General features: G+C 33.7%; 18 protein-coding genes. 9 read left to right on the top strand and 9 right to left on the bottom strand.

Annotated elements, in window-relative coordinates:
- Positions 1 to 78 precede the first annotated feature (78 nt).
- A complete protein-coding gene (locus NTX22_09185; GenBank protein ID MCX6150683.1) occupies positions 79 to 1,029 on the top strand; it encodes a nitronate monooxygenase in 951 nt (316 codons plus the stop codon).
- Positions 1,030 to 1,043: 14 nt separating this feature from the next.
- On the opposite strand, the gene NTX22_09180 is transcribed toward NTX22_09185, so the two are convergent.
- Positions 1,044 to 2,162, bottom strand: a complete 1,119-nt coding sequence (locus NTX22_09180) for a heparan-alpha-glucosaminide N-acetyltransferase domain-containing protein (GenBank protein MCX6150682.1) — start codon at positions 2,160 to 2,162, stop codon at positions 1,044 to 1,046.
- 274 nt (positions 2,163 to 2,436) lie between these two features.
- On the opposite strand from NTX22_09180, the gene NTX22_09175 reads away from it, so the two are divergent.
- The 5 genes from NTX22_09175 (at position 2,437) to NTX22_09155 (ending at position 7,503) form a co-directional block, all read left to right on the top strand.
- Entirely contained in the window at positions 2,437 to 2,925 is a 489-nt protein-coding gene (locus tag NTX22_09175) for a hypothetical protein (GenBank protein MCX6150681.1), read from the top strand.
- A gap of 349 nt (positions 2,926 to 3,274) precedes the next feature.
- The gene (locus NTX22_09170; GenBank protein ID MCX6150680.1) at positions 3,275 to 4,417 is read left to right on the top strand and encodes a 1-deoxy-D-xylulose-5-phosphate reductoisomerase; all 1,143 of its coding nucleotides are present in this window, start codon (positions 3,275 to 3,277) and stop codon (positions 4,415 to 4,417) included.
- 21 nt (positions 4,418 to 4,438) lie between these two features.
- Positions 4,439 to 5,794: an RIP metalloprotease RseP gene (rseP, locus tag NTX22_09165; protein MCX6150679.1), complete on the top strand. Its 1,356-nt coding sequence runs from the start codon at positions 4,439 to 4,441 to the stop codon at positions 5,792 to 5,794.
- A 54-nt stretch (positions 5,795 to 5,848) separates the two neighbouring features.
- Complete coding sequence (locus tag NTX22_09160) at positions 5,849 to 6,514, top strand: hypothetical protein (protein ID MCX6150678.1); 666 nt, start codon at positions 5,849 to 5,851, stop codon at positions 6,512 to 6,514.
- A gap of 347 nt (positions 6,515 to 6,861) precedes the next feature.
- Complete coding sequence (locus NTX22_09155; GenBank protein MCX6150677.1) at positions 6,862 to 7,503, top strand: Uma2 family endonuclease; 642 nt, start codon at positions 6,862 to 6,864, stop codon at positions 7,501 to 7,503.
- Positions 7,504 to 7,513: 10 nt separating this feature from the next.
- Here NTX22_09155 and NTX22_09150 read toward each other — a convergent pair whose 3' ends face one another.
- The 7 genes from NTX22_09150 to NTX22_09120 form a co-directional block, all read right to left on the bottom strand.
- Positions 7,514 to 8,821: a tetratricopeptide repeat protein gene (locus NTX22_09150; protein MCX6150676.1), complete on the bottom strand. Its 1,308-nt coding sequence runs from the start codon at positions 8,819 to 8,821 to the stop codon at positions 7,514 to 7,516.
- Positions 8,822 to 8,900: 79 nt separating this feature from the next.
- Positions 8,901 to 9,344, bottom strand: coding sequence for an energy transducer TonB (locus tag NTX22_09145; GenBank protein ID MCX6150675.1), 444 nt, complete (start codon positions 9,342 to 9,344; stop codon positions 8,901 to 8,903).
- 47 nt (positions 9,345 to 9,391) lie between these two features.
- Positions 9,392 to 10,222 carry an energy transducer TonB gene (locus NTX22_09140; GenBank protein MCX6150674.1) on the bottom strand — a complete coding sequence of 277 codons (831 nt, stop codon included), beginning with the start codon at positions 10,220 to 10,222 and terminating at the stop codon, positions 9,392 to 9,394.
- An 8-nt stretch (positions 10,223 to 10,230) separates the two neighbouring features.
- Positions 10,231 to 10,698 carry a hypothetical protein gene (locus NTX22_09135; GenBank protein MCX6150673.1) on the bottom strand — a complete coding sequence of 156 codons (468 nt, stop codon included), beginning with the start codon at positions 10,696 to 10,698 and terminating at the stop codon, positions 10,231 to 10,233.
- Positions 10,699 to 10,719: 21 nt separating this feature from the next.
- Positions 10,720 to 11,232: a sigma-70 family RNA polymerase sigma factor gene (locus NTX22_09130; protein ID MCX6150672.1), complete on the bottom strand. Its 513-nt coding sequence runs from the start codon at positions 11,230 to 11,232 to the stop codon at positions 10,720 to 10,722.
- A 176-nt stretch (positions 11,233 to 11,408) separates the two neighbouring features.
- On the bottom strand, positions 11,409 to 12,146 hold the full coding sequence (locus NTX22_09125; protein MCX6150671.1) for a hypothetical protein: 738 nt from the start codon (positions 12,144 to 12,146) through the stop codon (positions 11,409 to 11,411).
- A 10-nt stretch (positions 12,147 to 12,156) separates the two neighbouring features.
- The gene (locus NTX22_09120; protein MCX6150670.1) at positions 12,157 to 13,218 is read right to left on the bottom strand and encodes a PorV/PorQ family protein; all 1,062 of its coding nucleotides are present in this window, start codon (positions 13,216 to 13,218) and stop codon (positions 12,157 to 12,159) included.
- Between the two features lie 164 nt (positions 13,219 to 13,382).
- Between NTX22_09120 and NTX22_09115 the strand changes: the two genes are divergently transcribed.
- Both NTX22_09115 and NTX22_09110 read left to right on the top strand, forming a co-directional pair.
- Positions 13,383 to 13,607, top strand: a complete 225-nt coding sequence (locus NTX22_09115) for a type II toxin-antitoxin system HicB family antitoxin (protein ID MCX6150669.1) — start codon at positions 13,383 to 13,385, stop codon at positions 13,605 to 13,607.
- A gap of 392 nt (positions 13,608 to 13,999) precedes the next feature.
- Positions 14,000 to 14,536, top strand: coding sequence for a GNAT family N-acetyltransferase (locus NTX22_09110; GenBank protein MCX6150668.1), 537 nt, complete (start codon positions 14,000 to 14,002; stop codon positions 14,534 to 14,536).
- A gap of 821 nt (positions 14,537 to 15,357) precedes the next feature.
- On the opposite strand, the gene NTX22_09105 is transcribed toward NTX22_09110, so the two are convergent.
- Entirely contained in the window at positions 15,358 to 17,190 is a 1,833-nt protein-coding gene (locus NTX22_09105) for a CHRD domain-containing protein (protein MCX6150667.1), read from the bottom strand.
- A gap of 393 nt (positions 17,191 to 17,583) precedes the next feature.
- On the opposite strand from NTX22_09105, the gene NTX22_09100 reads away from it, so the two are divergent.
- Positions 17,584 to 18,777, top strand: coding sequence for an IS4 family transposase (locus tag NTX22_09100; protein ID MCX6150666.1), 1,194 nt, complete (start codon positions 17,584 to 17,586; stop codon positions 18,775 to 18,777).
- Positions 18,778 to 18,873 lie beyond the last annotated feature (96 nt).

Below are 18,873 nucleotides of genomic sequence, written 5' to 3'. Positions count from 1 at the left end.
TTCCGGTTAAAGCAAACATCTTCTTTTGAGGTTAAAAGTTTTTTATTTAGATTCGCAAAGAAAAAGAACCTATACAATATGAAAATCAGTAATGAAGTAACAGAATTATTCAATATTAAATATCCAGTAATACAGGCTGGAATGGTTTGGGTTTCCGGTTGGCGCTTGGCTTCCGCTGTTTCTAATTGCGGTGGATTGGGTTTAATTGGTTCCGGTTCTATGAAAACTGAACTACTAAAAGAACACATTCAAAAATGCAAAGCGGCGACTGAAAATCCTTTTGGAGTGAACATTCCCTTGCGCAGAGAAGATGCCTCAGAATTAGTTCAAACGGTAATTGATGAAAATATTCAAATAGTCTTTACATCGGCAGGTCACCCAGGAAAATTTATTGATAAGTTAAAAAGCAAGAAAGTTAAAGTGGTTCATGTTGTTCCCTCGACAAAGTACGCTATTAAAGCTGAAAGCGTAGGCTGCGATGCCGTTGTTGGCGAAGGAGTTGAAGCAGGCGGACATAACGGAATTGATGAAATAACAATTTTCAATTTAATTCCCATGCTCGCAGATGCAGTTAAAATTCCGGTGATTGCTGCTGGTGGAATTGTTAATGGAAGAGGAATTCTTGCATCACTATCGCTTGGTGCTAAAGGTGTACAAATGGGAACAAGGTTCGCGGTAACTATGGAATCTTCAGCCCATCCGAATTATAAAAAGAAAATTGTTGAAGCTAAAGACAATGACACAACTTTAATCCTGAAAAAAATTGGATTGGTGCGCCTTCTTAAGAATGAATTTACAAAACGAATTCTTGAAGTTGAAAAAAAAGGTGCCTCCGAAGAAGAACTGAAAGAATTACTCGGCAAGAAAAGAGAACGGCTTGGCATTTTTGAAGGAGACGAAAACGAGGGAATGATGGAAGCAGGACAAGGCGCCGGGTTGATAAAAAATATTCCGACTGTTGAGGAATTATTTCAGCAATTACTAATTGAATTCGATGAAGCTTATAAAAATTTGACTTCCATTGAATAGTTCATTCCAGGACTCTATTTTACAAGGAGCCAGAGTATTACTATCAAAACAGTGCTAACCACAACAACCTGTGCTTCTTTCTTAAAAATTTTCTTAAACTTTCCCCAAATAATTGCTGTAACAATCATAAGAATTGCAAGCAGGATTGTGGCTGAGAATGCCTCAAGCACATTTAAGTGGTTATTAATAATTTCTTCTAAACTCCTGCCATTCCAAATTTTTCTATAAATCACTTGTAGATGCAGCCAGTAAACTAATAGCGATTCCCGCCCAACATCAAGTACAAATGATTTATGGGTGTTGCGCCATTTCTCATAATATCTAAGCCCAATCAACAATAAAACCACAATTCCTAACCGTTCAAGAAAAAAAGATGGATGTGGTTTTAAGTTTGGAATTGGATCAATAGTTAAAACTACAATCCCAATTACAGTTGCAGCAACTCCGCCCCATAAATATTTTTTTAGAAATTTCTCTTCACGATTTTCATTTTTCACCTTCATATAAATTGAACTCATAACTCCGCCAGCAAGCATAAATCCTAACCACGGAAATAGTGGAAATAAAGAACCATGAACTGAGTTAAAATAGTCAGCAATGGGTAATGGCATCCATTGAGTGAAATCAATCTTATCAACAAATGGGGCTACGCCAGCAAAAACAAAAGCAAGGGAAGAGATTATTATGTTATAAATTTTTTCTTTTTTAATAATCAGGCGGAGAAGAAACATCATCAATAAACCGAATACGATGCATTGCAAAACATCAACCGCATAGAATTGCCGCATTAGTTCCGGAGTGGCTTCCGCTTTAATTTTCTGTAAGGACAAAAATGGAATGTGAAGAGAATAACCAACTCCCCAGATTAAAAATATTCTTCCAATCTGGCGCCAGAAATCAAATTTGAATTTCTTAAAATCGTTTAGCTTCCGCTGGCTTGCTATCATAAACGCAAAACCGGAGATAAATAAGAATGAGGGAGCCACCAGTCCATTGATAAAATTAAGAATGGACCACCATCCCGAAGCTCTGATAGTCGGTTGTAACATTGCGTTAAAGACGTGAACCTCAATCATTACAAGCAGAGCCCAGCCACGTAGCAAATCGATAAATAGCAGCCTTTTCTTTTCCAAGGTTATCTCAATATTTAATTTGAAAAAGTTTTATGGTCTTTTATTATGAATGATCTTTTTCCGGAAGATAGAAACAACATCAATATAAATCTTAAAACAATTTAGCAATTCAACAATTTAACAAATGAAGACCAGATTTATTTTCGGAAACCAAATTCAGATTACAAACAACTGATAGCTTAAATACCCGAACGCAAATTAATAAGAAGATTTTCATTTTCATAATGCTTATTTTTAAATAAAATTTTATTATAAATTCATTAAAGGAATTTTCATGACACTTCAGGCTATTCTATTAGTTGTTCATATTCTTTCCGCAGTTATTTGGTTAAGCCTGCTACCTGCCGATTTAATCCTTCGTCAATTCATTTCAGCTTCTAAAGGAAAATCTGGTGAACGCAAATTACTTTCAGTATACTTAAAACTAACAAATACAACTGGTATAATTGGAATGACTGGAATTTTGATTACAGGAATAATTTTAATTTCTGTACTACCATATTATTCATTCTTTCAATTCTCAGTAAATCACTGGTTGGCAACCAAGCAAGTTATAATGGTAATTCTTATCATATTAACTTTTGCCGTTTTAATTCCAAAAGCAAAAAAAGTAAGGACGGAATTGAGCGATGATTTTGAATCTTCAGTTGAACTTCTACCATCTTTTTATGAAAAGCTGCGTGGTTTATGGAAGATTGTAACTGTCATTAACATTTTAGTCCTGATAAATTTTCTGCTGGCAATTACACACAGATTCTTTTAGAAGTTCAAAATAACAATTGCCAATCCAGCTTAGCTGGATCAAAGGAATGTCAATATTAAAATCTCAAACATAAACCGCTTATAGACTGATGATTGGGATTTGAAAATTGGAAATTGGGATTTGAAAATTAGAAATTAGTATTTGGAATTTAGATTTTATTTGGATTTTGATCCCACAATGAGGTATTGGATTTTAGAATTTTCCGGTTGTGATTTGACTTCTGCCAAATCCTTTGTAAAGAATTACTTCTTCATAATTCTTGTTAAAATTATCAACTTTGCAATCATTATCTTTAACATTGATTAAGAAACGAATCTTAGCTAACTTTTGATTGAAAAATAATTTAATAATGAAGAAAGTTTTTATACTCGGTTCAACGGGTTCAATTGGTGTTAATACCTTAAATGTAATCAGGGCATTTCCGGATAAATTTAAGATTGAAGGTTTAACCGCAAATTCTAATATTCAACTTATAGAAGAACAGGTAAAAGAATTTGAGCCATCTATTGTTGTAGTTAAGGATGAAATAGCCGCATCTAAACTTAGGCAAAATCTTGCCGGTAAGTGTGAAGTGCTTGGTGGAGATGAAGGATTAGTTGAATCAACCAGAAGAGGTAATTACGATATTTTGGTTAGCGCATTAGTTGGTTTTGCCGGTCTTGCACCAACAATTGAGGGAATTAAGCTTAGTAAAAGAATTGCTCTTGCAAATAAAGAAACATTGGTAGTCGCCGGCGAACTAATAACCAAACTTGCAAAAAAATATAATGCAGAAATAATCCCGGTTGATTCCGAACATAGTGCAATCTTTCAGTGCATTGTTGGAGAAAAAGTTGAAGAAATTGAAAAGTTAATCATCACAGCTTCTGGTGGACCTTTTCTGAATCTGGATCAAGATGCTTTGAGTAAAGTTACGGTTAAGGAAGCACTAAATCATCCAAACTGGAAGATGGGTAACAAAATTACAATCGATTGTGCTTCGATGATGAACAAAGGACTTGAAGTTATTGAGGCTAATTGGTTGTTCGGTTTAAGCAGAAATAAAATTGAAGTTGTGGTTCACCCTCAATCAATTATTCATTCAATGGTTGAATATATTGATGGTTCAATAAAGGCGCAGATGAGTTTACCCGATATGAAGATTCCAATTCAATACGCTCTTTCTTTTCCTGAAAGATTAAGAAGCAGGCATGTGGTTACAAAGTTGCCATTAATAAAGAATCTGACTTTCTTTGAACCAAACCTGGAAAAATTTGAGTGTCTGAAATTAGCTTACGATGCAATGGAACAAGGCGGTACAACTCCATGCGTTTTAAATGCAGCAAATGAAATTGCCGTTGCTAAATTTTTAGCAGGAAAGATAAGTTTCCTGCGGATACCGGAAATTATTAAGGAATCATTAAATAAAATTGAAAATCATAGATCACCCGATATGGAAACGATATTTGAATGCGACAGGCAAACACGGGATTTTGCCGAAAAACTTTTTTGATTTAACTGGAGAAAACTTTTAATGAATTATATTATCTATTTTTTAATTACAATTGTTATAATCGTCTTTGTTCACGAATTCGGTCATTTTGTTACTGCAAAATTAACCGGAATGCGAGTAGATATTTTTACAATCGGATTTGGTAAAAGATTATTTGGCTGGAACAAGCTAAACGGATTTACATTCGGCGATTTACCCGAAGATTGGGATGGACAAGGAAATACAGATTATCGACTTAGCCTTCTTCCATTGGGTGGATATGTTAAAATTGCCGGAATGGTAGACGAAAGTTTCGATATAAAATTTGCAGATAAAAAACCCGAGCCTTACGAATTCCGTTCTAAATCTACCTGGAAAAAAGTAATTGTAATTTGCGGCGGCGTTACAATGAATCTTTTACTTGCCTTCCTGGTTTTTTGGGCAGTAAATTTTTTCCAACCAAAACAATATGTAAAAACTACAACTGTTGGATACGTGGCAGAAAACACTCCAGTTCAAAAGGCAGGATTTGAGAAGGGCGATAAATTAATCAGTATAAATGATGAGCCGGTTATTTTCTGGGATGATGTTTATACAAAACTTTTCATCAATAACATAGGAAAAGACATAAATGTTAATCTGGAACGGAATGGTGAAATAAAAAATCTTTCCATCCCGCGTAATTCATTTTCACCAGATATGAAAAAAGGATTGATGATCTTCCCTACCGGATTTAAAGTATTTATTGGTAGTGTTATAAAAAATACTCCCGCAGAACAAGCTGGACTAAAAGCAGGAGATGTTTTTCTAAAAATAAATAATATTCCTATTTATAAAGACGTGCAAATATCCAATATTATTTCATCAAACAAAGAAAAGCAATTGCCAATGGTTCTTTTAAGGGATAAAGATACTATTCAGATTGCTGTAACACCCGATAAAACCGGAAAAATCGGTATTGGATTTGGAGAGCAGTTTACAGGAAAGGTTGAATACAAATCTTATGGCTTCTTCAAATCATTCTGGTTTGGAATTACCGATATTGGCAAATACACAGAACTCACTTTTTCAATGTTGAAAAATGTAATTGCTGGTAATGTTGCATTCTCTTCCGCTTTTGGAGGACCGGTTAAAATTGCACAATTCGCGGCTAAATCCGCAGATACAGGATTTTCTGCATTTATTTATTTTCTTGCAATGTTAAGTTTAAGTTTGGCGATACTTAATATTTTACCTTTCCCTGTGTTAGATGGCGGGCATTTGGTCATTATTTTAGTTGAAGGAATAATTAAGAAAGAAATACCTATTAAAATTAAAATGGCAATTCAGAATACCGGTTTTGTATTACTAATTCTTTTAATGGCATTTATAATTTATAACGATTTAATTAGTCTTTAGAAAATAATTCGACTGACAATAAAACAATAGTCGACACAAAAAAGAGTGGGTTTTGTGAAAAAAAAATTATTAGTAGTTTTTCTAATCGTAGTTGCAATATTGTTCTCCTCTTCTACAGGTTGTAAGAAAAATTCATCCACACCAACCGAACCTATCGATACAACCGGTGGCGGTGCAGTTGTTAGGAAACCCAACATTTACATTTATCCGCAAGTGAAAAGTGTTGTTTCAGTTAAACTAGAGTTCCCTTTGGGAGGAATTGTTATTGAATCAATTCCTGCATATTTAGGAGAATGGAGTGTTCAAGCAGAACCAACCGGTAAGATTGATAACAAATACGATTATCTTTTTTACGAAGCTAAAACTCCTGATATTTATCAATACAGTTCAGGTTGGATTGTTAACAGAGATTCTCTTCCTTTATTCTTTAGAACCAAACTTTCTGAATCAGGATTCATTGACCGAGAAATAAATGACTTTACTCAATACTGGATTCAAAGACTAATAACTTATCCCTACTACTTTATATATCCACAATTTTCAAATGATATTGATAAAATAATCAGATTAAAAATATCACCTTCACCTGATAATGTACTTCGCCTTTTTTTTATTATTAAAGGATCTGAAAAGAATGTAATAGATTTGTCTAAGCCAATAGTTCCAAAATTTGCAAGAGAGGGTTTTGTTGTTGCAGAATGGGGAGTAGTGTTAAAATAAAATAACTCTTAGCTGGTTATTTAGTTTATAGTATTTTATAAACTATAACCGGTTGTGTGAATTAAAAAATTTTAGAATGATAAACTGTTAAAACAGTTAACGATCTAGTCTTTTCTTTAGCCAACCCACGAATTAATTCGTGGGTTACTTAATAAACCACGCAAATAAAAACCGTTTTAACGCCTGCCAGCCGGTAGGCGGGGTTTACAATTTAATTCAAACAACTGATAGACTATAATCTTTTCTGCACTAATAAATTTCAATAACATTTAATATGGATTTAATGGCTGCGTTGCATTTCTTCATCTAACTTTGTAATTTGAAATTGAAATTAGAGGTAAAATAAGATGCAAGTGGATAAAGATAAATTTTATACTGTTGAGGAATATCTGGAGCATGAAAGAAACGCTGAAAGCAGAAGTGAATATCAAAAAGGACGCTTGTTTGCGCTTGCCGGAGCGAGTTTTAAGCATAACCTTATATGCGGGAATATTTTTGCTAAACTTCATCCTATATTAAGGAAGAAAAAGTGCAATGTGCTTCAATCTGATTTGAAAGTTTATATCAAAGAACATGATTTATTTACTTACCCGGATATAATTATTGTTTGTGGGGAGCCAAAATTTGCTGATAAAAATACTGATACTTTAGTAAATCCAGTTGTTATCTTTGAAGTATTATCAAAATCTACAGAAGCGTATGACAGAGGAATGAAGTTTTCGTTTTATAGAAAACTGGATTCTTTAAAAGAATATATTTTAATTGCACAAGATAGAATTAGTGTTGTACATTTTATTAAATCAGAACCAAACGATTGGAATTTGAGAGAATATGATTCGCTTGAAAATAATTTCTTAATTCCTTCAGTTGATTGCCGGCTTAAACTATCAGATGTTTATAACAAAATTAAGTTTGACGAAGAACCATATGGTCTTCAGATATTAAGAGAAGCATCTGAAGAATATTCTTCAAGACACTTTATAAAATAAAAATGTCAACTCACCTTTTATTCAGCGCTTTAATTTTTTCTCTGGCAAATTGTTTTAAATCCGCATAAGTATTTTCCTTTTCATTTAGAAAATCCTGATAATACTTTAAGGCTTCTTTGTTATCCTTAATCATATCATCGTAAATGAGCCCGATGTAAAAAAGAAATTCTTTTTGTTCCGGTTTATAAAACATTGCTTTCTTACAGGAGTCAATTGCTTCCGTGTAATGCTGGGAAACCTGGTATGCTCTACCTAAATAAGTATAAATGTCCGCAAGATTATCAGGCAGCGAAAGTTTTAAAGTTTCATTTAAATAGTAAATTGCTTTATCAAAATAGCCAACCTTATCGTTAGCAATGCCGGCATAATAACAAGTAATACGGTTATCTTTTTCTTTTTGATACGATTTTTCAAATGCTTCCAGAGCTTTATAGAAATTCTGAAATTTCTCCCGATAAATATCATTAGAAATAAAGCTGTCTTTTGCTGAGGCAATGAAGTAGTAACAAAATCCCAGCTTTTGATAAATTTGCGCTGAACTATCGCCAAGTGAAATTACTTTAAGATAATATTCCTTCGCTTCGGGCGTATTTCCCTTCTTAAAAAGAATGTCTCCTTTCAACTTGTTGAAGTTTGGTTCTTGCGGATAAACTTGCAATCCAAAATTAACATACTGAAGCGCTGAATCAAGTTTATCCTGTTTATAACAAATAGCTGCCATTTGAACAGACGTGCTTGCATCTGAGCTATTTAGTTCAAGCGCTTTTTGATAATACTTTAATGAAAGATTCAGGCTGTCTATTTTCATTGCACAGTAGCCAAGTTTTTTATACAAGAAAGAATTTGATGTATCGTGGGTTAACAATTTTTGATAAATGACAGCGGCTTTTTGAAATTTGGATCCATTGATGTGCACATCAGCCAGTTTAAATGCAATAGAAATTTTTGTCGAATCTTTTTTGTAAGCAAGGTTATAATAATTTTCTGCTTTGTCAAGATAACTCAGATTTACGTAACTATTACCGAGCGATAGAATAACATTCACATTATTCGTATCCAGGTTATGTGCCTTATTTAAAACATTTATTGCTTTTGCGTTTTGATATAATCCCTGGTAAGCTAAACCAAGTTTGTACAATGACTTCAAATTTAGAGAGTCAACTTTTATCAGGGAATCCAGTTTTGAAATTGCGGCAGAATAATTTTCTTCCAGCAACAATAAATCAATTTTATTTAAGCCATCAGATTGACCTAATTGAATTGAATTAAAAAAAGTTAGAACGACTAAAAGAAATTTTATTCGAAGTTTGAAATACATTTTTATTCCACAAAAAATATGATGAGTTAATTTGACAGTGGCGGGCTTTCTTGCAAAAGCCCGTCACCAAAGGAGGATTCTATTTTGTTTCAGGCTTTATTTTGTCATCCAATTTAAATTTAATTGGAATCACCATACTAACTGCTACAGATTTACCTTTATCCGTACCAGGCTTAAATTTACCCAAAGCATTAACAACTCTTAAGGCTTCCTCATCGCAGCCGGAGCCAATTCCTTTTAAAATTTTCGCATCAGTAACATTTCCTTCTTTATCCACTACAAACTCTACCATAACTTTGCCTTGGATGCATGCTCTTTTTGCAAGCTCGGGATATGTAATTTCTCTTGCAATTTTGTTGATCAAAGCATCAGTACCGCCAATATATTCCGGCATTACTTCAACTTTTTCACAAATCTTAGCCTTTCCTTCTTTTTTTGCATCCTGTGCAAAAATATTTGTATTGAGAAGAAGGATTGCTAACAACAAACACACCGCTGAACTGAGAATTAAATTCTTTTTCATTTTTTTTCTCCAATTTAATTTGATTAAAAGTGATTTTTAATTCCTATTTATTCCAGCTTAAAACTGAATGGAATTACCATTTTAACTTTTACAGCCTTCCCGCCCTGCTTACCAGGTTGAAAGTTTTTAAGTTCTTTAACTACTCTTAATGCTTCTTCATCGCAACCAGCGCCTAGACCTTTTAATATTTGGGAATGAGTTATTTTACCTTGCTGATCAACTACAAATTGTACAATTACTTTTCCTTCAACACCAGCACGCCTGGCAATTTCAGGATATTTGATATTTGCGGAAATAAATTTTAATAACGCATCTATACCGCCAGGGTACACCGGCATCTGTTCAACAAATGTAAATGCTTCATCATCAGATTTTTTTTTGAATGTATCTTTTGTAATCTTAAGCTCCTTTACTGTCCAAGGAACCACGATGACACCATTTGGATTAACAGTAACAACCAAATTTAGATACAACAAACTTCCAACGGGTCGACCTCTTAATTTTGCGGGTTTACATTCAATCATTTTTAAGATATTGATAAAATCTTTATTACTCATTAAAAACATTACTTTAGTCTTTGTGTCCGGATTCGAAAAATCATTTATTTGAAGAGAGTTAAATTTCCCATACTTATCAATTGCTATTTCAATTGGAAAATTTTGTTCACCTGCTCCAAAAAATTCTGATATAGTTTTAGTTGATAATGTTTTCCTGATATTGTCTTGAATTATTTCAACATTAGTAATCAACTTTACAGGTTCATCAACAATCTGTGGATTCCAGAATAAATCATCCCGAACATCATTTTCTTTTTGCTTACACGAGTTTAATATTAAACCAAATAAAACTATACCTAATATTTTAATTAGTGTATTCATTTTTTGTCTCACAATTTAGAGTAGATCATTATTGGATTAGGCATATGATATTTTACTTCTACTTCCGGCAAGCTGTTCATTATTAACTGCATTTGTTGATTCTGCTCTTTCATAATACTCACAGCTTCACGTAAATCGCCCTGGTATTCTTTTGTTGAGTTGAATAAGTAAAGTCCCAAAAGAATTACTATTACTCCAAGCGCATAAGAAACATAAGCCGGGGTTCTGCGCATAAAAATATTTGTGTTGTTGTACGTTTCTTTTTTTTCAATCGCCCGCATAATCTTTTCATCCAGACTTGATGGAAATTCTTTTATTTCTTCCTGGGCAAAAAGATTTAATTGATTTAATCCTTTCATAAAATCTCTGCACTCAGTGCACAAGGAAAGGTGGGTAAAGATCAACGGTTCTTTTCCTTTCTCCAGCTCACCATCGTGGAATTCCTGAATCAGCAGTTGATATTTTTCGCAGTCCATAATTTTACCATTAATTTTTGTTCATACTAATTTTGATATACGCTTAATTAACTTTTGTCTTGTTTTAAACAACCGGCTCTTTACTAGCACTTCATCTATCTTTTGAATATCAGCAATTTCTTTATAGCTTAAACCGGAATACTCTTTAAGTAAATAAACCTCTCTTTGCTCCTCAGGTAGTTTTTCCAACTCAGTTAGAACTATCTTTTTCAATTCAATGCTTTCGTAATCAATAACCAAATCATCTTCTGAAGTGAATTCAAAATCATCTTCAGTTATTTCCAGTGGTTTCCTTTTCTTTCTTCGCAGGTGATCAAAGACTTCGTTGCGGGCTGTTGTATAAATCCATGTTGCTACGAACTCCTTTTCACGTAAGTTCTCCAAATTTTCAAAGAGTTTAATAAAAACATTCTGTACAATATCTTCCGTAAGCATTTTATCATTCACCATTTTAAAGATGTAGAAATATAACCGCGATTTATGCCGGTTATAAATCAAAGTGAATTCAATTATGCTCTTGGAAGAATTTACCAAAGAATTTCCACTCGTTTACTTTATAGATGCTTTAGAAATGAAAATGTTGCCGGCAAGATAGAAAAAAAATAGAATACTGAAAATAGAAGTCGGAAAACAGAAGTCGGAAGACAGAAGATAAAAGACAGGATATCATTGGTTTTTCATTCTGAATTCTGTTTTCTGTTTTCTGTGTTCTATTTGATTGATGCTAAAACTGATTGTTGTACTCTGAAAAGTTCTTGCGAATCAACTTTTCCTCTACCGATTTTCTGTGCCGGCATTGCCGATAGTTCAAAAATTCTGCCCTGATACTGGAATAAAACAACTCTTATTGGAATTCCTTCATCGCCTAAATATTCATATGCGGCAAACGGTTTTTCATTCAACTGGAAAAATTCGTCTTCTTTTACCAGTTTTAATCCGATTTTCAGTTTCGATTTTTTCAGTTGTTTGCTGTAACTTACCAGTGTATCCATCTTACCATCAATTACATGCTTTCTTATTGTATCATCAACTTCATAGGTAATAAGATTTATAGTTGCTGAAAAATCATCACGGATAAGCCAAAGATCGGTACACTTACATTCTTTATCCTCAGCGGTAAACCAGCCTTTTGGAATTCTAACTGTTAAATCGCTGGAAGAAGAATATGCAATATCTGTTGTTAAAGGAAAGTCTGTTGAATAAGCGCTTGTTGTTTCGATGGTTTTAGTTGGAGCACAACTTATAAGGAAACAGGAGATTGAAATAAGAAGATAAAATAGAATGTATGATGGTTGATGGTTTAGGGATAACCTGCCTACCGGCAAGGCAGGTGGAAAATGAGAATAATAAAATCGATAAATTGCACAGTTGCTTAGTCTACCAAGTATTGAAAATTGCCGATTGATTACTGCATACTGATGACTGGAAACTGATAGTTTTCTATTCACGCAAATAACTTCAATTTGAACTGCGTAAGAATTTTGGTTCTTCTAAAGTTAAGATTAATGAAATTCTATGGGAATCCGGCAAACGTTCATCAGAAGACATATTGAATCGGGAGAATGAATAATCAATATTAAGTTTTGGAAGTTTTACTCCGGCGCCGAGCGTAAATTGTTTAACATCATTATAACCAAAGCGCACTGAAACTACATTTTTGAAACTATACTCAAGTCCAAAGTGTGGATCGAAGCTGACTGGACCCAAGTTAAACTGAGAGGCAAATCGTCTGTTCTCAAACCGAATGTCGAAATCTACAGCAGGAGTAAATCTGCCGAAAGATAAATCCAGCAAATATGCTGTTCCGAGTTTTAAAGTTGGGGTAATAAGTTCGTTCCTGCCGGTATTCCATGCTACCAAAGTGGTTGTTATATCCTGCACATTGGCACCAATATAAAATTTTTCATACGGCATGTACATTGCCCCAATATCAAAACCAACTCCATATGCACTGTACTCAGCAATATCTCTCAAAATAAACTTTACGTTAGCTCCGTAAGAAAAATTTTCGGAGTATTTTTTAGCAAATGTTAAGTAGAATGCCCAATCGGAGTTATTAAATTCCTTAATTTTTGATGGATCAATTCCCGCACGCGGATTACCAATATCATAAATAACCACTTTGGATTCTCTATCAATTAAAGCTTCCCGTGTATCAGGTATACCATCAATTCCCAAACGGATTATGCTAAGACCAAAGCTCATATCCGATCCATAAGGAAGCGCAACCGAACCATAATTATAATTAACAAGATTGCCAAAATGTTCTTCGTGCATTAAAGAAATTTGAGGATAATTGATGCTTGCCAGCCCTGCAGGATTCCAGTATCCGGAAGTAACATCATTTGCAACTGCAACGTAAGCGCCACCCATTCCATTTGCTCTTCCACCAACTCCGATTGCCATAAACTCGCCGGCATATTTACCAATTACAGTTTGGGCATTAGGCTGAGAAATAAAAGAGAATAAGAATATGATTAAGAGTAAGATTGAAGAAAGAACGCTATGGCGCTTTAGCATAAAGTAACTCCTGTTGATCAATCTGGATTAATGACGCTTTTACACTTGGAAAAATTGAGAAATAATAATAGAAAATCAAGGTTAAAAATGCGCTTGACATAAAAATCTAATTTGGTTATGTTCACTCAAGTATAATTAAAGAAATTTTTCAACTGGAGATATAAATGTACTTCAACTTAAATGTAATTATTGAAAAAGATAAATTTGGTTATTACGCCTATTGCCCCGATTTGGAAGGTTGCCAAACACAGGCAGATAATGTAGATGAAGCTTTATCAAATATTAAAGAAGCCATTGAACTTTATTTAGAAACTTTAACTGATAAAGAAAAAAAAGAAATATTTAGTAAGGAAATTATAACTACTACATACGGAGTTAAAGTTGCCTAAGCAACCGATAATTAAAGCAAAAGTTGCCGAAGCTCTGCTATTTAAGGAAGGGTTCAAGTTATTACGGACCAAAGGAAGCCATAGGATTTATATTAAAGAACAAACAAGAATTATAATTCCATTTCATAGTAATCAAATTTTGCATCCCAAAATAATAAAGCAAGTTTTAAAAGCCCTAAGCCTATGAAATTCCTTTGATGGTAATAAGCATTCGGTTACAAGTAATATCGTTGCCAGATTTATGAAAAAGGGAGGCACTCTCGAAAACCTTTATTGAAACTAACCACTCCATTTTTTATTTTATAAATAATTCTAATTCGTATTGCTCATTATCAAAATGTGGTGCTGCAATTTTCAAGATCATTTCTTAATAAGAAAAAAGGTTGATTTTAATGAATGAAATAAATTTTACTCCTTTCCCAATCTTAACAACTGAGAGATTAACATTGCGGCAATTAAGTGGTGTTGATGACTTAGCTATTTTCTTTTTACGTACTGATGAAAGAGTAAACAAATATATTGAACGACAAAAACCAGCCAACCTTGATGAAGCTAAATCGTTTATCTTAAAGATTAATGATGGAATAAAACATAACAATTGGATTTATTGGGCAATAAGTTTAAGGAACAACCCGGACTTAATCGGGACAATATGTTTATGGAATTTTTCCCGCGATAAAACCACTGCTGAAGTTGGCTATGAGTTAAACCCGGTATTCCACGGACAAGGATTAATGAATGAAGCATTAAGATCAATCATTGATTTTGGTATTAAAACAATTGGACTAAAAAAAATTGATGCTTACACACATAAAGATAATAGCAGATCAACAAGACTTCTTGAAAAGAATAATTTTACACTGGATTTGGAAAGAAAAGACGAAGAGAATTTAAACAATATCATTTATTCATTAACAGAATTACAATAACAAATAATTTGATTCCGATAACACTTCTATAACTTTTCAAGGACATCAACTGATGGAATGGTTAATTAACGAATATCCTAAACAGTGCACAAAAAAAATGGATATAGGTAAAAGCTGTCTCCGATTTAAAAAACTTGACCAAATACCATTTGAACTTATTGGAGGACTTTCGGGTAAAATGAGTTCGGCTGAATGGATAAATATCTATGAAACAAAAATAAAACGATAACCAAAGAAATAGCGGAAACAATAACTATAAGAATTGGATAAATTTACTACCGGTTAGTTTTGATTTCCGCATTTTTGTATCAATTACTTTTCTTAATTACAATTGTTATTAAGAAGAAACAAAGACCGCTGCCAGATTGATGCACTATTTATCCATTATCAATGGAATTAAAATTATTAACGTGCCTTTGGTGGTTGGTATGCACTAAACTTTTCCACAGTTAGTAAATGAAAAATAACTTAGTAGAAACTTCTGAAAAATTCGGTATGTCATTCCTGCGAAAGCACATAGGCGTCAACTTAAGGAAATTTTGTACTTGAATAACTCGGGCATTTATGCCGGAGTATCGGAATCCTCAAAAAATCCTGGACTTTAGTCCAACCTACTTGCAGTAGGCAAGTACAATTCTTATGTTGAGCTAAAGCCTTAAATTCTTAGAGAATATTCTTTCCCCGACTTGAAAACCTGCCTACGATAAGCAGGGTCGGGGCTATTTTCATCATAAACTAAATATTTAACCTTAAGTTGACGCCTATGTGCGAAAGCTTGCCTACTGGTAAGCAGGCGGGAATCCATTGAATTTATTTTCCTTTCATTTAAGCAGCATTAATTTTTTTGTATAAACAATTCCATCCGCAATCATTCTATAAAAATAAACTCCGCTTGCAAGATTATTTCCGTTAAAAACCACATTATAATTACCCGTTGGTTTTTGTTCATTAACTAAAGTTGTTACTTCCTTACCAATGTTATTATATACTTTAATTGTAACAAAACTATTTTGGGGAATTGAAAAATTAATAGTAGTTGATGGATTAAATGGGTTCGGGTAATTCTGACTTAATTTATAATTTGATATGACTGAAGAATTTTCATCACTAACGAATGTAACACTGTGTGCAGATTCGAAAGTTGATGGTAAAACTTGTCCTCTTATTTCACCAGCCGGATAATTTGCCGTATGAATGTTTATATATAAATTTTTGTTTACCAATGCGCTAAGAGAAGAATTATCTAAAGAAGCCCAAAAAGAATTTGTTGTGCTATCCGTAAATGCAATTGGATGAACAACTCCTCCATTAACTCCTGTAGCACCAAGATGAAAATGCGAAGATGAATAAGCAGAAGTTAATCCGGCAAATGTTATCTGGAATTTTAATGTATCATCAACCAATGAAAGCCAGGAGGTACCTGAACCTAAAGATGAAACCGATTGTCCGCTCTGTGCACTATTTAATGATGCAATAAATGCTATACCTTCATTCAGCCATACTTGCCCTCTTATCTCTCCGCCTCCATGCGCTTTGGAATGAATATTAACGTAGAGATTACCTTTAACCAAACTAACCAGCAAGCTATCTGGAATTCCACTCCAAATACCATCTGCCGTATTTCCCTTAAATGTATTAATCGGTTTAACAACTCCACCAGGAACACCAAATGCACCCAGATGAAAATGAGAAGCAGTAAAACCATCCTGAAGATTGGCAAAAGTAATTCTATAAGCAAGTGATGACAAACTATCATTCAAAACAAACAATGCTGTTCCTGTTGCATTTGTAGTTACAATCGGAACTTCCTGGTTGCCATCAAGTGAAGCATAGAAGGAAATTGTTCCGGATTTAATAAGCTGTCCACGTATTTCTCCGCCCGGATAATTTGCTGAATGAACATTTGCGTAAATTCCATCTCTTAAAAGTGCTAATACATTTTGATCAGAAATATTATCCCATCGTCCATAAGCAGAGCTATCACTAAATGCAATTGGATGAACCACTCCGCCATTTTGAGTTGCCACACCGATATGAAAATGCGAGGCAGTATAATTGCTGGTTAATCCGGCTATCGTCATTCCATAAGTAAGATATGGAACTGATCCATCAGAGCTTAAGACAGCCCAACCTGTTCCAGATGCTTTTGATGTATCTGGAGAATTTACTTGTCCGGGTTCCGGCGAAAACAAAAATGGAATACCATCGACCGGTTTTAACTGCCCTCTTATTTCACCACCAGGGTAATTTTGCGTGTGGATATTAATATATATTTGCCCTCTTATTAGTGCAGTAACAATGCTATCCGGTAAATTTGTCCAGCTGCCAATGGCTGTATTTCTGGTATATTGAATTGCATGAACCACCGGTCCATTTGTTCCTGGAAAACCCAAATGAAAATGTGAAGCTGTAAATTTTGAAGTAAGCTTTGCGTAAGTAATTCTATATGTTAGTTGGGTTTTATCTCCGGATAGAATTGCCCACGCTGTTGCTGTAGCTTTGGAAGTATCAGATGAACCTTCCAGTAAAGCATTTATAGTTGATACGAAGACTGTCTGTGAAGACTGAGTAGTTTGTGCCACAACTGTTCCTGTAAATGATGTGCTTATTATTATCAAAAATAAAAACACTATTCGGATTGGTAAATTTTTCATTTATAAAACTCCTTTATTAAATTATTTTATTGATGCTACTTTAATTTTGTAACAACTGGTCGCTAATACAGAACGTTTTTAATCAAGAATTTTGTATTCAACAAGGCTAATTAACTAAGTTGAATATTTAACTCCCATTATATTCTAACAGTTGTATTAGATTAATTAGTTTCCTTGTTGTATAAATAATTTACTGCGAGCTTAAAATAAAAGCGGACAACTCCGGCTTGTTTTGGTTTGTATTAGACCACCCTGTTGCTTTTCTAAAACGAGTTCTGATTCATTTCAATTAAAATCAGTAGTGTCCGGTAAAAAATAAAAGACAAGGGAAAAATCGAAAGGATAAATCCCTTGCCATGGTTAAATTTGTAATTAACAGAAAACAAATAAACCATGAACAAAACTAATAAATTCAGCGGACAACCAATAATAAGTCAAATACTAAAGTACATAGAGCCGGCAAAAATATACCGGACAGCAGAAAAGTACAAGAGTGATAAATATTATAAGAAATTCAAGACGTATGACCATTTGGTAAGCATGATATATACGATACTAAGCGGATGCAATTCACTAAGAGAAATAACAAGCATAATACTGGCGTGCGAAGGGAAAATCAATCATTTAGGGCTGAAACACTTTCCACGCCGCAGTACAATATCAGATGCAAACAAAAACAGAAAGAGCGAAGTATTCAGAGAAATCTATAACAGACTATATGAGCAGTATAAGGGATTTTTATCGGACAGCAATAAAAGCGCGGTGGCAATAGAGGGATTAAAAATAATAGATAGTACCACAATAAGCCTGTTCAGTGATATATTGAAAGGAGCGGGAAGGAACCCTGTGAATGGGAAAAAGAAGGGGGGAATAAAAATGCATACAATGATAAATGCGCTGGAAGACGTGCCGTGCTTAATTAAGTTCAGCTCGGCAGCAACACACGATCATACGTTCTTAAGAGAGTTGGAATTAAAGAAAGGCTCCTATGTAGTCTTCGATAAAGGATATAATGACTATGCTCAATATTCGGAATGGACATTAGACGGGATATATTTTATTACCAGGCAGAAAGAAAATGCTGTCTATGAAAGCATAGCAGAATTTGATATTAAAGATGGTATTGATCCTGGGGTAATAAAGGATGAAAGAATAAAAGTTCAAAAAAAAGAAAAGACAATAGAATTAAGAAGAATAGCATATTGGCATGAGCCACACAAAAAGGTATATGAATTTATTACGAACAATTTTGAAATAGAAGCCGATAAAGTGGCGGAAATATATAAGAACCGTTGGCAGATAGAGAAAATGTTTAAAAGATTAAAACAGAATTTCCCGTTAAAATATTTTTTAGGCGATAGCCAAAATGCAATTGAAATACAAATATGGGTAAGTCTGATTATTCAGCTTATAATGTTAGTAATACAAAGAAAAATTAAACGAAGTTGGGCGTATTCCAATATGGTTTCTGTCATTAGATATCATTTAATGACATACATAAACTTATTTAAGTTTCTGGAAAAACCTGATGCCGATTGGAGTTTTTTAACTACAAAAACAGATGAACAACTTTTACTTTTTGGTTAACCGGAGGTTCTATTTTCTATTCTCTTAATATTTCTTCGTTTTTATTAAACTTAGTCATATTTCTTACTTATAATTTATTTTTACCGGACAACAGTG

The sequence above is a fragment of the Ignavibacteriales bacterium genome, from assembly GCA_026390815.1.
Classification (GTDB): domain Bacteria; phylum Bacteroidota; class Ignavibacteria; order Ignavibacteriales; family SURF-24; genus JAPLFH01.
This window is presented reverse-complemented; position numbering and strand designations above follow the sequence as displayed.

Excerpts from the sequence above, each read along its gene's own strand:
- NTX22_09145 (MCX6150675.1), bottom strand. The coding sequence starts at position 9,344 with ATGAAAAAGAATTTAATTCTCAGTTCAGCGGTGTGTTTGTTGTTAGCA.
- NTX22_09150 (MCX6150676.1), bottom strand. The coding sequence starts at position 8,821 with ATGTATTTCAAACTTCGAATAAAATTTCTTTTAGTCGTTCTAACTTTT.
- rseP (MCX6150679.1), top strand. The coding sequence starts at position 4,439 with ATGAATTATATTATCTATTTTTTAATTACAATTGTTATAATCGTCTTT.
- NTX22_09170 (MCX6150680.1), top strand. The coding sequence starts at position 3,275 with ATGAAGAAAGTTTTTATACTCGGTTCAACGGGTTCAATTGGTGTTAAT.
- NTX22_09140 (MCX6150674.1), bottom strand. The coding sequence starts at position 10,222 with ATGAATACACTAATTAAAATATTAGGTATAGTTTTATTTGGTTTAATA.
- NTX22_09120 (MCX6150670.1), bottom strand. The coding sequence starts at position 13,218 with ATGCTAAAGCGCCATAGCGTTCTTTCTTCAATCTTACTCTTAATCATA.
- NTX22_09155 (MCX6150677.1), top strand. The coding sequence starts at position 6,862 with ATGCAAGTGGATAAAGATAAATTTTATACTGTTGAGGAATATCTGGAG.
- NTX22_09175 (MCX6150681.1), top strand. The coding sequence starts at position 2,437 with ATGACACTTCAGGCTATTCTATTAGTTGTTCATATTCTTTCCGCAGTT.
- NTX22_09100 (MCX6150666.1), top strand. The coding sequence starts at position 17,584 with ATGAACAAAACTAATAAATTCAGCGGACAACCAATAATAAGTCAAATA.
- NTX22_09185 (MCX6150683.1), top strand. The coding sequence starts at position 79 with ATGAAAATCAGTAATGAAGTAACAGAATTATTCAATATTAAATATCCA.
- NTX22_09105 (MCX6150667.1), bottom strand. The coding sequence starts at position 17,190 with ATGAAAAATTTACCAATCCGAATAGTGTTTTTATTTTTGATAATAATA.
- NTX22_09110 (MCX6150668.1), top strand. The coding sequence starts at position 14,000 with ATGAATGAAATAAATTTTACTCCTTTCCCAATCTTAACAACTGAGAGA.
- NTX22_09115 (MCX6150669.1), top strand. The coding sequence starts at position 13,383 with ATGTACTTCAACTTAAATGTAATTATTGAAAAAGATAAATTTGGTTAT.
- NTX22_09135 (MCX6150673.1), bottom strand. The coding sequence starts at position 10,698 with ATGGACTGCGAAAAATATCAACTGCTGATTCAGGAATTCCACGATGGT.